Below are 14,628 nucleotides of genomic sequence, written 5' to 3'. Positions count from 1 at the left end.
GGTAATTCGGCGGCTGTTAGGCTGCTAGAACGTGTCACGCCCACTTCTGCTCGTGCTCATGTCCTCGTGTCTGGTCGCGTGTCCAAGCGAGCCAGACCCCCCAGAAGAGGGCTGGGAGATCGTCCATCGCGGCTTGCCCGGCGCGCTGCTCTCGGTCTGGGGTACCAGCTCCACCAACGTCTGGGCCGTGGGCGGCGACAGCCAGGATGGCCTGGGCCCCACGATCATCCACTTCGACGGCGAGACCTGGACGCGCGTGGAGTCGGGCCAGACCCAAGGCAGCCTGTGGTGGGTGTTCGGGTTCGAGGACGGCCCCGTGTTCATGGGTGGCGAGGGCGGCGTGATCCTTCGCTACGAGGCCGGCGAGTTCACCCTCATGGACACGCCAGGCACCGACACCGTGTTCGGGATCTGGGGGGCGAGCGCCGACGATGTGTGGGCGGTCGGGGGCGCGTCGGACTCGACCGGCGGGTTTGTGTGGCGGCTGAGCGGCGACACCTGGACCCCCGAACCGTCGCTGCCCGCCGAGGTCAGCGACGCCGGATCGATCTGGAAGGTGTTTGGCACCAGCCCAGATGATGCTTGGCTCGTCGGCAGCAACGGCGTCGCCATGCACTGGGACGGCACCGCGCTCACGCTCGGGGACTCGGGGGTGGGCTCTTCGTTGTTCACCGTGCACGCCAGCGAAGATCGCTACGTCGCCGTTGGTGGGGCGGCCACGGGCATCATCTCGGAGTACGAAGCTGGCCAGTGGACAACGGTCGCCGTCGATCCGCCAGCACCGGGGCTCTCGGGCGTCGCGCTCGGCGAGGACGACTTTGGTGTCGCGGTCGGTAGCTTCGGCGCCGTGTACACGCGCTCCTCCGCCGGGTGGGCTGCCGAAGACCTCGGCTTCAACCTTGGCATGACCCTTCACGCGGCCTGGATCGACGACCAAGGTTGCGTGTGGGCAGTCGGTGGGCAAGTCTATAGCCCGCCATTTAACGACGGACTGCTGATTCATCGGGGACCGTCGATCCCCAGCGGTGGACTATGAAAAACTTCTCTAAGCTCCAACCCCGGCTGTTCGCCTCGGTCTTGGCCCTGGGCCTGGTTTGCCTCGCCGGCTGCGAAGACGAGCCCAACATCGATCAGCCCTGCAAGGATCTCGAGCCAGGGCACGCGTGCACGTGGATCGGCCTGCGCAGCGGCGAGGGCTTCAACGGTGACAACCTCCACCGCCGCGAGACCCTGCTCAACCAGCCACAAGACCTGCTGTTCTTGCCCGACGGCACCGCGTGGTTCACCGACTTCAACAACTTCTTGGTCCGCCGGGTCCTGACCGATGACACGGTCGAGTCGGTCGTTGGCTTGACCAACCCAATCTTCCCCGGTGACGGCCCCTTCTCCGGCTTGCCGCCGATGGGCGCCAACGGCTCGGACTGGTTGTTGAACCACCCAACAAACCTGCTGATGCAGCCCGACGGCAAGGTGCTGGTCGTCGCGTGGCACAACCACAAGCTGCTCACCGTCGACCCGGACACTGGGTTCGTGACGGTGGTCTGTGGCGGCGGAGCGGGCTACGCGGGCGACGGCATGTTGGCGGCCGAGTCGGCGCTGTTCAAGCAGCTCAACGACGCCAGCTTCGACGAGGCGGGCAACCTCTACATCGTGGACCAGCAAAACCAGCGGGTCCGCAAGATCGACACCAACGGGATCATCACCACGATCGCGGGCGACGGCACGAGCAACAGTGACGGCGCCACCAACGGTGATGGTGGGCCCGCCGCGATGGCCCAGTTCTCGTGGGCCGTCGGGTCCAACCCCAACCCCAGCGGCGGCATCCTGTACCACGAGGGCATGCTGTACCTGTCCGAGACCGAGGCCGACGTGATCCGCGTGATCGACCTCGAGGCAGGCACGATCAACCGCTTCGCGGGCACCTACGAGGGCGGCGACTCGGGCGACAACGGCCCGGCGATCAACGCCCAGCTCAACGGCCCGCGCGACCTCGAGATCGGCCCCGACGGGGACCTCTACTTCGCCGACACCGACAACGGCAAGGTCCGCGCGATCAACCTCGAGACCGGCATGATCCGAACCGTGGTCGGCACGGGTGAGCTGGGGATCGAGGACACCGAGGGCATGCTCGCCACCGAGATCAAGCTGCGGCGCCCGTTTGGCGTCGCGTTCGATCCCGACGGCAACCTCTACGTCATGGACACGCTCAACTCTCGCATCGTCAAGGTGGCCCGATGAACGCGCCTCGCTCAGCTTCTTCGGTGCTCGGCGCCGCCGCGCTCGCGTCGTGGGGCGCCGTGGTCCTGACCGGCTGTCCCGGCGAGCCCGAGCTCCCCCACTGCGATCCAACCGTGGTCGGGACGATCTGCACGATCGCGGGCAACGGCGAGAACGGCTACGACCGCAACGCCGACGACACCGTGCTCGACGCGCTCGAGGCCAAGATGTCGCTGCCGCAGGACACGCTGACCTCGCCCGATGGCTCGATCAACATCCTCGACTGGAACAACCACCGGCTGCGGCTGCTCGACACCGAAGGCAACCTGAGCTGGCTCGCTGGCCGCGGGGAGCTTGGCGGCAGCCTCGATGATCCGGCCAACGGTGACTTCAACCACCCGACCAACATCATCTTCGACGCCAGCGGCGAGAACATCATCATCGCGGCCTGGCACAACAGCAAGATCCGCACGGTCAACCGCGCGACCGGGGTCGTCTCGGACACCTGCGGCGATGGCAAGCGCGCGTACTTTGGTGACGGCGGCGACGCGGCCAGCTCGTCGTTGGATCTGCCGGCCAGCTTGGCGTTTGATCCCAACGGCAACTTGGTGATCATGGATCAGGCCAATCAGGTGCTGCGCATGGTCGATCCGGGCGGCGACATTCACCTGCTCGCCGGCCAGTGCATCGTCGACGCGCCCGCGCCCGGCGGCCCGGGTCCGTGCCCCGATGGCGTTGACCCCGTGCAGTGTCCCGACGGTCCCAACGGCCCGTCCGGCAAATTCACCTGCGGCGACATCGACGAGTATTGCTCGAAGCCCTGCACGCCCGGGTACTCGGGCGATGACATCCCTGCCGCGCAGATGCGCATGGCGCAGCCGTTTGGGCAGTCGGCGTCACCGGCGGGTCGGATCCTGTTCGACCCGGCGGGCAACCTGTTGTTCGCCGACACCGCCAATCACTTGATCCGCATGATCGACACCGACGGCATGGTCCGCCGCGTCGCCGGCACCCCACCCCAGTCGGGCGTGCCGCAGAGCGGCTACGCGGGTGACGGCGGGCCGGCGCTCGACGCCAAGCTCAACTTCCCGGTCGACCTCGCGCTGGCCGATGACGGCACGCTGTACTTCACCGACGTGTACAACCATTGCGTCCGCGCAATCGACACAGACGGCATGATCCGCACGGCGGTCGGCCGCTGCGGCGAGTCCGGCTTCGAGGGTGACGGCGGTCCGCCCGAGGACGCCCTGCTCAACCTTCCATTCGGCGTGGAGTGGGCCGATGGGCGGTTGCTCGTCAGCGACACCGGCAACAGCGTGATTCGGAGTATCTTGCTGCCGTGACCCGCTCGATCAACCTCCTCACCGCCGCGCTCGTGCTGGGCTTGCTCAGCGGATGTCCGGACGAAGACCCCGAGATCGAGCCGGACTTTCCGGCCGACTACGAGGCCAGCTACGTCGAGGTCCGCGACTGCCGTGGCAGCGGCGATCATGACCTCAACAACATCCGCATCCTCGCCGGGCCCACCGCGCTCGAGCCCTATCAGGGCCGGGTCGAGCCGTTCCCGGTCGACGCGGTGGTCCTCAAAGAAGAGTACGACTTTGGTGACTTCGACTGCACCGGGCCGATCAAGCAGTGGACGGTGATGCGGCGGCTGCCGGACGGCAGCGCACCCGACACCCTGGACTGGGCCTGGCAGCGGGTCGACCTCGAGCGCAAGGTGCTCGACGAAGACGCGCCGCGGTGCATTGGTTGCCACACCGGGTGCGGGGTCGGCCCCGAAGGGTACGACGGAACCTGCGCGATGCCGTGAACCCGATGCCCGCTCGCGTCTCGCCATTGTCTGTGTGTGTCTGCATGTTGACGCTGGCGGGCTGCCCCGACGAGCCGACACCGCCGGGCCCCGACCCCGATCCCGTGGCCCTCGTCAGCGCCGACGCGTGGGCACGGATCACGGATCCCAGCGCCGACGCGTTCGCCGACCAGCGACCCGCAGACGCGGCGTGTGACGACGCCGGCTGGTTTGTCGATCCCTTCGCGCAGTCGATCGAGATCGAGACTGACGTGTGCAACTACCTCACGCTGAGCCAGACGATCCTGCGGGAGCTGGGCCCCAACGACCTGGTGACGGTCTCGGGCTATCACGACGATCTGAGCGCGCCCGAGCCCGCGCTTGGCTACCTCGGCCTGGCGCTCGACGGTGAGCTCGTCTGGGAGTTCGAGGTCCCGATCCCCGCCGCTGCGGCCGTGTTCAAGCAGAGCTTCAGCGTTGGCCACAGCGTTCCCCCCAACGCCGAGATTCAACTTCACGTCCACAACCATGGCCCGAACACCTGGGAAGTCATCGCGGTGCAGGTCACGCCTGCGCGCGGCTAGGAGCTCGTGGGTAGCACATCACAGCGCCGAAGCTTCGCTGGGTCCGGGTCTTGGGCCGGGTCTTGGGCGCTGGGCGTGGTCGGCTTGGTCGGCGTGGTCGGCTTGGTCATGGCTGGCTGTGCGTCGGATCCCTGCGACGATGGGGCTCAATTGGGCGAGCTGTGCCACCTAGCAGGCACTGGCGATCTTGGCTTCAACCGCGACGGACTCGCGCCAGAGGACACCGACTTCTTCTTGCCCTCGGCGGCGCGACGGGGTCCGGACGGGCTGCTCTACGTCATGGACTTCAACAACCAGCGGTTTCGCCGGATCGGCGAAGATGGGCTGTTCGAGACCGTCGTCGGTAGCGGCTTTCATGCGATCGCGTCGGTCGATCTGCCGGTTCGGGACACCCCGCTCGAGAACCCGATCGACTTCGCGTTCTTGTCGGATGATCGCCCGGTGTTCGTGTCCTATCACGACCCCCGGGTGCTAGCGGTCGCGGACGACGGCACGCTCGAGACGATCGCCGGCGCCGCGGATGGGGTCGTCGGCACGGTCGGCGATGAGGGCGACGGGGGCCCGGCCATTGACGCCTTGTTCATCCAGCTCGACGGGATCGCGGTCACGCCCGACGACACGATCTACGTGTCGGACAGCCTGGCCAACCGGGTCCGCAAGATCGAAGCCGGCGTCATCACGACCGTCGCAGGCACCGGCGAGGCGGCCTACAGCGGCGACGGGGGGCCGGCCACTCAGGCGGCGCTGCGCTGGCCGACCGCGCTCGAGCTCGACGGCGAGGGCAACCTGTACATCGTCGACACCTTCAACCACGCCGTGCGCCGGCTCGCGACCGACGCCACCATCAGCACGGTCGTTGGCACCGGCGTCGAGGGCGATCAGGGCGACGGGGGCCCCGCGACCCAAGCCCAGCTCAACGAGCCCTTCGGCCTCGCCCGCGACGACGACGGCACGCTCTACATCGCCGATCGCAGCAACTTTCGAATCCGGCGCGTCGACCCCATGGGCGTGATCACGACGATCGCCGGGACCGGCAAGCAGGGCCCCGGCAACCCCGGCCCTGCCACGGAGTCCACGTTGGGGTTCACGGCTCGGATCGCGCTGGACGACGCCAGCCTCGTGGTGGTCGACCAGTCAAACTCCAAGATCTGGCGAGTGGGTGTCCGCTAGCAAGCGAGGTCCACGGGCGCCTCGCGCAGATCTTTCGGTTTTCCGCTTGTCGGGCTCGGGTTCAATCGGCCCATGCGCCGCGCCCTGCGAGTACTGACGCTCATCGTCGTGACCTTCAGCTGTCGGTCCAAGCAAGCGCCAGTCGATAGCGGACGCAGCATGATCACCCAGCGCAGCTTCGAACGCGAGGACGAGCGGGCCCAGATGGTCGCGCGTCAGCTGCAGACCCGTGGCATTGACGACCCACGCGTGCTCGCGGCCATGCTCGCCGTGCCGCGCCATCGCTTCATGCCGGCCAACGTCGCCGGTCGAGCCTACGCGGACGGAGCCCAGCCGATCGGTCACGGGGTCACGATCTCCCAGCCCTACATCGTCGCGCTGATGACCCAGCTCGCCGAGCTCGAGGCCGGCGAGACCGTGCTCGAGATCGGGACCGGCTCTGGCTACCAAGCGGCGGTCCTGGCCGAGCTTGGCGCGACCGTCTACACGATCGAGCGGATCGCCGCGCTCGCTCGCCGGGCCGAGGCGACCCTGCACGAGCTCGGCTACGCCAACGTCGAAGTTCGCCACGCCGACGGCTACGCGGGCTGGCCGGAGCGCGCGCCCTTCGACGCGATCCTGCTGACCGCCGCGCCACCCAAGCTGCCCGAGGCGCTGACGGACCAGCTCGCGCTTGGCGGCCGGCTGGTCGCGCCGGTCGGCAGCGATCTTGGCTGGCAGCAGCTGATCGTGATCGAGCGCGAGCAAGACGCCTTGGTCCGCAAGAAGGTGCTCGATGTCGCGTTCGTGCCGATGCTGCCCGGGACGATTTCAGACTGAGCGCGCTCGAACGAGGTCCACGTCAGGGCCCATACCAGCCTAGGAGCCCGTGGTGCAACGCCTCACGCCGCCTCGCTTGGTCTTTCCGCCGAGCTCTTCGTCGCCGAAACTTCCAGTACGCCCGGTACAGGTGCGTTTCGGCTCCTCAATCTCGACGAAAATCCCGGCGCGAGGCGACGCGATGCATTGCACCACGGGCTCCTAGCTCGTGCTCGTTGAAGCACGAGAAGGTGTAGGCTCGCTCTGCCGATGCAAGGCGACGACCACACGCTCCCCGCCGCCCTGCTGCAGACTCTGGGCCCGTTCGCCGACGCGATCCAACGCTCCCCCAAATCAACGATCCGCCCGGCGCCGGCGGACGAGACCGCGGGCACCCGCGGCCGTCGAGCTGTCGCCGCGCTCGTCGAACAAGCGGGCGCCCTCGGTGATCTGCGCCGCGAAGTCGAGCTAGGCGAGACCCTTGGCGAGGGTGGGATGGGCATCGTCCGCCACGCAACCCAGCGCTCGATGGGCCGGCCGGTCGCGGTCAAGACCGCTCGGGTCCACGCGCGCAGCGAGGCGACCACGCTCAAGCTGCTGCGCGAGGCGTGGGTCACCGGCGCGCTCGAGCACCCCAACATCGTGCCGATCTACGACGTCGGCCTCGACCCCGACGGCGCGCCGGTGATCATGATGCGGCTCGTCGACGGCAACGACTGGGGCAGCCTCATGCGCGACGAGCAGGCCGTCCGCGAGCAGCATGGCAGCGACGAGCTGCTCGACTGGAACCTGCGGATCTTCCTGCAAGTCTGCAACGCGGCCCGGTTCGCCCACAGCCGTGGGATCATTCACCGCGACCTCAAGCCCGAGAACGTCATGATCGGCCGGTTTGGCCAGGTCTACCTGCTCGACTGGGGCATCGCCGTCAGCCTCGAAGATGACGGCAGCGGTCGGTTTCCGCTCGCCCGCGAGGTCGATCAAACCGTCGGGACCCCGGCTTACATGGCGCCCGAGATGCTCAGCGCCAGCGCCAGCGCGCTCGGGGTTCAGACCGACGTCTACCTGCTCGGCGCGATCCTCTACGAGATCATCGAGGGCACACCGCCGCATCGCTGCGAGAGCCTGACCGCGTTCGTCGACAGCGTGGTCGAGTCGTCCCCTCGCTTCGTCCGCGGCATGGATGACGAGCTGCGCGCGGTCTGTTGCCGGGCCATGGCCAGGTCGCCCCAGGATCGCTACGCCGACGTCGCGGCGCTGCAAGGGGCGATCGAGGCGTACTTGCGGCATCGAGGCTCGCGCCGCTTGGCCCACGAGGCCCGCGAGCGGCTCGTCGCGCTCGAGGCCACGATCGCTCGCCAAGCCAGCAACCCAACCAACGCCAGCGAGGACGACCTGCGCCTCGAGGTCCACGATCTGTTCGCCGCCTGTCGGTTTGGGTTTCAGGCCGCGCTGGATCGCTGGACCGACAACCCCGAGGCCCGCCAAGGCACCCGCGAGCTGTTGACCCTGGTCGCCCGCTACGAGCTCGACCACGGCGAACATCGGGCCGCGAGCTTGCTGCTGGCCGAGCTCCACGATCCGCCTGCAGAGCTCGTCACCGCGCTCGAGCTGGCGATCGCCGCGAGCGAGGCAGACCGCGAGGAAGTCGAGCGGCTGCGCAAGTTTGGCGACGACCACGACGCACGCATCGGCCAGCGGACCCGGTGGTTCGCGCTCGTCATGCTGGGCACGTGCTGGAGCGGGCTGCCGTTGGTCCTGTCGAGGTGGCCCCCGCCGAGCGACCTCACGACCATGTTCAGCCTCCCCGCGCTGTTCGTGGTGATCATGGTGGTCGTGATGATCTGGGGCCGCGAGTCTCTGGCCAAGACCGCGTTCAATCGCAAGGCCGCGAGCGCCATGGTGTTCTCGATCGCGGCGCCACTCGTGCTGATCCTCGGTGGGATCCTTTACGGGTTCTCCGTCGAGCTCGTGTTGTTGCTGCAGCTCTTCTTGTGGTTCGTGTGTAGCGCGATGATCACAATTTTGCTCGACCCGCGCCTGTGGCCGGCCGCGGTCGGCTATGGCTTGGGCTTCCTCGCGGTCGCCTGGACCCTGGCCAATTGGGATCGCAGCTGGGATCCCACCCCCTACGAGCTGAGCATGTGCATCATGTCGGCTTCACACGCCGTGCTCACGCTGACGCTGTTTGTCGTGTGGCGGCCAGAGTCGTTCCGGCGGGTGCCAAACGAGCTTCGCTCGGGCTGAGAGTGGTCCTAGACCCAAATCAAGCGCTGAATTGGAAAAGGTGAATGATTTGGGGCTAGTACGAGCCGACAGGCGAGCGTTTGGGGTGAGCGAAGGGGGCTCCGCCGCCGAAGCGAGGGGGCTTTTGAAAGCCCCCTTGAAGACATAGTAGGCCCGAGTCGAGCGCGCAGCGCTTGATTCGGGCCTAGAGAGGCGAACCTCGACGGTGTTGGCGGCCTTGGCTGGGGCCAGCGTCGCGGGTTCCGCGTTCCGCGTTCGCCTGTGCGCGGTCGCTGGCCAACCGCTTGGCGTCAGCGTGTCGAGACCGCGGCCTCGACACGCTATCCTCGTGCCCGTGGCCGAAGAGCTGTACCTGCGCCTGTTCGCCGAGCTCAACGACTCGCGCTTCGACTCGCCCGAGGCGCAGTCGCTGCTGGATCAGCTTGGGTCGCGCGCGCTGGCGTTTCGGGCCTTCGCGCGTGCGCGGCGGCGTGCGTGGGGCCGCGCCCGCGCGGACTTTCTCGCCGCGCTCGAGCTGCATGACACGCATGACCAGGATGACCAGGATGACCAGCAGCAGCCCGATCCCTTGCTGCTGTGGATCTGCGGCGCCGGCCTGATCGCCGTCCGCGACTACGATCGCGGCGTCGCCACGCTCACGCGGGCCGCCGCCAACGCCGGGCCCAACGATGAGGTTGGCGTCGCCACCCGGGCCCGCAAGCTGGCGCTCAAGTACACGACCTTGCTGGGCTGGTCGCACGAAGCTCGCGAGCTACGCGAGTCGATCGCCACCCTCGACATCCACGGCGCCAAGCACCTGCGCGCCCACGGCCTCGAGCTGCAGCGGCAAGCGGCGATCCGTCGCCGCGCCCAACAAGCGCTCGAAGGTCCGCCCGATCTCAGCGCACGCAAGGCGTACGCGCTGTTGTTCCGCGATGGCCCGGACGCGGCCGGCGAGGCCCTGGACACGCTGCTGCGCCGCCACGGAGATCACCCGGCGCTGCTGCGTGCCCGGCTGCGGCTCGAGCTGCTCCTCGATCAGCTCGAGTCCGCCGAGCAGCGCGCGGCGGCGCTCTCCGATGCCAACGCGGCGGCGTTGCGCGCCGAGCGGGCCGCGCTCGCGCTGGCCTGGGGCGACGCCAACCAAGCGCTGCTGCTGACCCGCGAGGCCGGTGATGATCCGCAGCTGCTGTACCTGCGCGGCCTCGCCACCCGCCTGCTGGTCGATGATCCCGGCGAGGCCGCCGAGCTGTTCGAGCGCGCCCGCGTCGCGCTGCCGAACTCGGTTGCGATCAACCTGGCGCTGGCCGTGACGCGTCACCTGCAAGATCCCCACGAGTTCACCGCCGGCATCGAGCGGCGGTTTGAAGAGCTGCTCGAGTGGGCGCCCGGGCTGCTCGCCGACGCGGCCGCGAGCGCGGGCCTGTCGCTGTGGACCGATGACGGTCCCGCCGCCGAGCGCGAGATCAAGGCGCAGATCCTCCAGCGCGCCCACGGGATGCTGACCAGCGAGCGCGACGTGAGCCTGTCCACCTACGCGCGCAAGGGATCCAACGGACGCCTGCACCTGCGCCACGTCGCCCCTGTCGGCGAGGGTCCCAGCCACTGCGCCAAGCTCCACCACGATGAAGACGAGCTGATCTCGCAGTACGAGGCGACGCTGGTGTGGGCGATCGGCGTCCGTCCGCCGCGGCCGGATCAGGCCGACGCGCGCCGCACCGAGCACGAGGCCCAGCGCCGCGACGACTCCGATCCATCCCAGCTGTGGACGCCCCGCTACCTGAGCGCCGCGCAGATCGAGCAGTTCCTGCGCGATGGCTTCATCGTGTTGCCCGGTGCCTTTGATCCCGAGCTGGCCCGCCGCTGGCGGGAAGACGCCAAGCGACGCCTCCGCGACGAGCCCGAGCGGTGGGTCCGGGGCTACGATCCCAGCGACGAGAGCCGCTCGCTCGCGGGCTTCTCGGCCGACGATCCCAGCACCTGGAACCGCTCGCGCATCGACCTGCTCGGGCCCGAGACCCTGGTCATCGAAGAGTTTTCACCGACCGCGTGGGCGGCGATCTGCGATCTGCTGGGTGGCCCCGCGCGGATCGAGACCACGAGCTGGGGCAACTACCTGATCTTGAACCTGCGCGACGACGACCCCGACGCCAAGGATCAACCCTCGGGCCACGCGACCAGCTGGCACATCGACGACCCAAGCCCAACCACCCGCGTGGATCGGATCCGCAACGGGCTGGTGTGCATCGCGTTGTTCGACAAGCTGCTGCCGCGCTCGGGCAACACGTGGTTGGCGCTGGACTCGGTCGCGCGCGTGGCTCGTGAGCTGGCCGCGAACCCCTCGGGCGTCGACTTCGTCACCGATCGGGGCAGCCGCATCACCAAATTGTGCGAGCGCTTCCACGAGGTCGTGGGCGAGGCTGGCGACATCTTGCTGCTGCACCCTCTATTGATGCACTCGGCCTCGCAAAACCGCAGCGGCCGCATCCGCTGGATGGCCAATCCAATGGTGTACATGAAGCAGCCGCTGGACATCACGCGACCGGTCGAGCAATTGTCGCCGGTCGAGCTGGCGATCCATCGGGCGATCCAAACCCCGTGACGCGCCAAGGCGAAGACGGCGACCCGTGGCGAGGGATCAGCTGACGTCCGCGGGCGCATCAGCTGGCATGATCGCCGCCCGCAGCAGCGCGTAGTCCTCGGACAGGTAGAAGCTCAGCAGCGCGGCCACGCGGACGGCGAGATCCTCGAGCCGCCTGCGCTCGCGCTCGTCGTCGGCCCGCAGCTCCCGGGTCACCGTGGTCCGCAGGCCGTGGCTACCAACCAAGGGCCACAGGGTGAGGTAGGCCGGATGGACCGAGAACATGGCCCGGATCGCGGCGCGCGGATCCCCGCAGACCACCAGCCCGGCTCGGTCGGCGCTCAGCTGCATGGCTCGGTGCGCGGCGATGACCTGGCTGTTGTCGCTCGCCAGCGTGTGCGCGTCGCGGCCCTCGAGCTTCTTGCGCCAGCGGGTGATCGCGGGGGCGCCGACCTTGTCGAGCAGGTGCTGCGCCGGTGCCTTGAGCCCCTTGAGGATCGGCGCGGCGACGATCAGCATCCCCAGCCCCTGGAGCCCAAGCCCAACGGTGCCCGCCCAGACTTCATCGCCGGTCACCCGCGTGTGCGAGTAGCGAAGGTGCGCGAGCTCGGCTGCGACCGCGAAGCGTAGCGCGGCCGGATCCAAGAACGCGTCGCTGCTGGGGTTGAGGTGATCACCGCCAACCAGCAAGAACGAGGTGTCCCCCTCATAGGCGCGCAAGCCCACCGACTTGTCGCCCCGCGACACGAACACCTCTACGCTGCCAAGCCCGAGGACCACGGTCGCATCGGTCAGCGCCCGCGCCAGCGCGGCGTTGCGCGCCAGGTTGGCCCGCTCGCAGTAGCTCTTGAGCACCGAGCAGTCCGGCACGGCGACCTTGGCGAGCGCGCCCTGCAAGCGACCGAGCACGCCATCGACGCGAGCCGCGGGGTGGCGCAGGAGCTCGAGCCGCTCAGCGTCGAGCGAGCGGACCCGATAGCGCTCCAGCGTCCCGCCTGCGTCGCCTTCGGGGCTCGCTTCGGCGTCCGGCCGCGGATCCGAGCCGGCCGCCAACGCCGGCTTGGGCGCGAAGCCCTGCTCGTCGAGCAGCTCGCGGACACGCTTGGCTCGGATCAGCAGCGACCGCTTGGGGTCGCCATCCTCGAGCGCGCGCGCGCGCAGGTCTTCGATCAGTTGCTCGACCCGCTCGAGCACCAGCGGCTGCAGCCGCGCCAGCTCCGACAGCGCGACGCCCTGATCGTCACCAAGCTGGGCATGCGCGGCCGCGGCGAGCTCATGGAGCTCGATGCGAATCCGCTGGCCACCGCGCGCTGGCGAGGGCGGCAGCAAGTCCTGAAGCTGCTCGCTCGGCAGCTGCTGGCGCCGCTGGGTGAGCAGCTGCAGCGCCTGCTTCGCCCGACCGAGCGCGAGCAGATGCTCGGCGAGCACGAAGTCGAGCAACGCCGCGTCGACCGGGTTGTCGTCGAGCTGGGCTTGCAACAGCGGACGCAGCTCCTCGTGCAAGGGCAGGCCGATCTCCAGCCCGACCCGACCCAGCTCGCACAGGTGCTCGACGAGCACCTCGCCAAGCTCGGGGCCCAGCTCCCAGTCGCGCCACCACTCGACCAGCGCCGCCCCGATCCCGGCCGCGTCCCCCTGCGCATGCTCGACCAGCTCGCGCAGGGCTTCGAACACCGGATCAGGCAGGCCCCCCACCTTCACAGAGGCTCGCGCAGAAGTTGGCTCGAGCGGGGCCACCAACGCAGCGAGCGAGCTGGAGTCCGGGTCGGGCCGAGCCTGGCCGGGCCCGCTGGCTTCGGCGTCACGATCGCGCGGGTCGATCAACAGCGCCCGCGTCAGGCGTGCGAATGGATCGTTTGGCGCGAGCTCGTCGAGGATCGCCGAGGCTCGATCAATCGCGCCCCCGCCTCGACCGTGCCGCCACAGCGCCCGCGCCAGACCCCGCAGCCGCGCGACCCCGCGGCGCCCCGGCAGCAGCGCGAGCTCCTCGAACGAGCGCCCATCGCCAAGCGACAGACGCAGCTGGTGGCCCCCGCTGCGCGCGACCGAGCGCCCCACCGTGCTCGAGATGATCTCGAGCGGCGCGTCGGGCAGCGCCGCCGACCACGGATCCCCGACCGGCGAGATCGCGACCAAGCTCTGCCGACGCTCGGTGATCACCAGCGCTTGTTCACGCTCGACCACCCCGAGCACGCGGGAGTCGAAGCGGTGCCGTTCGTCGCTGAATTTCCAGACCAGCAGTCGCTCGTCACGATCGAGCCAGCGCAGCAGCCAAGCCCGCTCGATCGGGCTGATCTCGTCGATGAAGGGCCCCGACCACGCCCACGGTCCGTCCGGATCATCGATCCGGGCCCGCCCCTGCGCCGCCTGTTGCTCGCGTCGCTCGGGCCCGCTGCCCGCGACGCGCCCAAACGCCCGGCGGATCCGCGCGAGCCCGATCATCCGCAGCGCCTGCTCGGCGTGGCCGCGAGGGACGCTCAACATCCAACGATCGATCTCCAGGCGATCACCGAGCAGCCGCGTGTGATAGCGGAGCCGCCGGTTGGCGCCGAGCAGGTCGATCACATCGGGGTGCGGCTGCCCCCGCCCGTGCTGCAGCACCGACACCTGCAGCAACACCAAGTACAGGCCCGCGTTCGTCAGGCACAAGCTCGCCGACGATCGGTTGCCCCCGCCTAGCTCGAGCTCACCGTTGAGGCGCAGCTCCTCGAGCAGCTCGCCCTTGCCGGCCTCGTGAAGACGCCCGGCGGCGTCGCGTCGCTGGCTTGGAGCTTCGGGCATGGCCTGCTCATGGCCTACCACTGTGGCAGCCAAGTTGCATTGGCGGCGCGCAGATCCCCGCTTGCAGCAGCTTCACGGGGAGTTGTCATCGTCGATTATTGCGCCTGCCCTGCCCTGCCCTCCGAATTGTTTGCCGGCATCACTGCTGCGTAAGACTCGCCCCTGGGCATAAGCTGACCCGACTCCCCTGCTGGCGGCAGATCGGCGTCGGGACGCGAGGTCAAACGAGATGACGGTTGAACAGCTAGCGTTGGTCCTCGCGGGCTTCTCGATCGGAGTCGCAGCCGGCGAGAGCTACCTGCTGATCCACCGTCGGTCGTTGAACAAGCTGGTCGCACAGCGCGACGGCGCCAGCACACTATGGAGCGCCCCCGCCCGCGTGGCGCTCCCCGCGATGGCCCTCGCCCTGACCGCCCAGTGGCATGACCTGGCCCTGCTAGGCGGCGTCGTCGGACTCCTGCTCACCCAGTTCACCGCGCAGC

The 14,628-nt window shown here is 68.8% G+C and carries 10 protein-coding genes; 9 read left to right on the top strand and 1 reads right to left on the bottom strand.

Annotated features, from left to right (window positions below):
* Window positions 1–31: 31 nt before the first annotated feature.
* The 9 genes from DB30_RS25620 to DB30_RS25580 all read left to right on the top strand — a co-directional run bounded on the left by DB30_RS25620 (window position 32) and on the right by DB30_RS25580 (window position 11,386).
* Window positions 32–1,036, top strand: a complete 1,005-nt coding sequence (locus DB30_RS25620; RefSeq protein ID WP_146660587.1) for a WD40/YVTN/BNR-like repeat-containing protein — start codon at window positions 32–34, stop codon at window positions 1,034–1,036.
* Window positions 1,033–2,238 carry an NHL repeat-containing protein gene (locus DB30_RS25615; RefSeq protein ID WP_052553606.1) on the top strand — a complete coding sequence of 402 codons (1,206 nt, stop codon included), beginning with the start codon at window positions 1,033–1,035 and terminating at the stop codon, window positions 2,236–2,238. Before DB30_RS25620 ends, DB30_RS25615 begins: the two co-directional genes overlap by 4 nt.
* Window positions 2,235–3,560, top strand: coding sequence for an NHL domain-containing protein (locus DB30_RS25610; RefSeq protein ID WP_146660585.1), 1,326 nt, complete (start codon window positions 2,235–2,237; stop codon window positions 3,558–3,560). Before DB30_RS25615 ends, DB30_RS25610 begins: the two co-directional genes overlap by 4 nt.
* The gene (locus tag DB30_RS25605; RefSeq protein WP_052553602.1) at window positions 3,557–4,030 is read left to right on the top strand and encodes a hypothetical protein; all 474 of its coding nucleotides are present in this window, start codon (window positions 3,557–3,559) and stop codon (window positions 4,028–4,030) included. The genes DB30_RS25610 and DB30_RS25605 overlap by 4 nt, the downstream gene beginning before the upstream one ends.
* A 44-nt stretch (window positions 4,031–4,074) precedes the next feature.
* Window positions 4,075–4,593 (top strand): hypothetical protein, encoded by a 519-nt coding sequence (locus DB30_RS25600; RefSeq protein ID WP_052553600.1) that lies wholly within the window; start codon window positions 4,075–4,077, stop codon window positions 4,591–4,593.
* Window positions 4,594–4,599: 6 nt separating this feature from the next.
* Window positions 4,600–5,763 carry an NHL domain-containing protein gene (locus tag DB30_RS25595; RefSeq protein WP_146660583.1) on the top strand — a complete coding sequence of 388 codons (1,164 nt, stop codon included), beginning with the start codon at window positions 4,600–4,602 and terminating at the stop codon, window positions 5,761–5,763.
* Between the two features lie 159 nt (window positions 5,764–5,922).
* Window positions 5,923–6,582, top strand: a complete 660-nt coding sequence (locus DB30_RS25590) for a protein-L-isoaspartate(D-aspartate) O-methyltransferase (protein WP_052553726.1) — start codon at window positions 5,923–5,925, stop codon at window positions 6,580–6,582.
* A gap of 249 nt (window positions 6,583–6,831) precedes the next feature.
* A complete protein-coding gene (locus DB30_RS25585; RefSeq protein WP_052553596.1) occupies window positions 6,832–8,805 on the top strand; it encodes a serine/threonine-protein kinase in 1,974 nt (657 codons plus the stop codon).
* Between the two features lie 334 nt (window positions 8,806–9,139).
* Complete coding sequence (locus tag DB30_RS25580) at window positions 9,140–11,386, top strand: phytanoyl-CoA dioxygenase family protein (RefSeq protein ID WP_052553594.1); 2,247 nt, start codon at window positions 9,140–9,142, stop codon at window positions 11,384–11,386.
* 36 nt (window positions 11,387–11,422) lie between these two features.
* Here DB30_RS25580 and DB30_RS25575 read toward each other — a convergent pair whose 3' ends face one another.
* Complete coding sequence (locus DB30_RS25575; protein ID WP_052553592.1) at window positions 11,423–14,146, bottom strand: M48 family metalloprotease; 2,724 nt, start codon at window positions 14,144–14,146, stop codon at window positions 11,423–11,425.
* Window positions 14,147–14,628 lie beyond the last annotated feature (482 nt).

Source organism: Enhygromyxa salina (assembly GCF_000737335.2).
In the GTDB taxonomy this organism is placed as follows: domain Bacteria; phylum Myxococcota_A; class Polyangia; order Nannocystales; family Nannocystaceae; genus Plesiocystis; species Plesiocystis salina_C.
The sequence above is the reverse complement of the archived record's forward strand: the minus strand, read 5'-3'. Positions and strand labels throughout refer to the sequence as shown.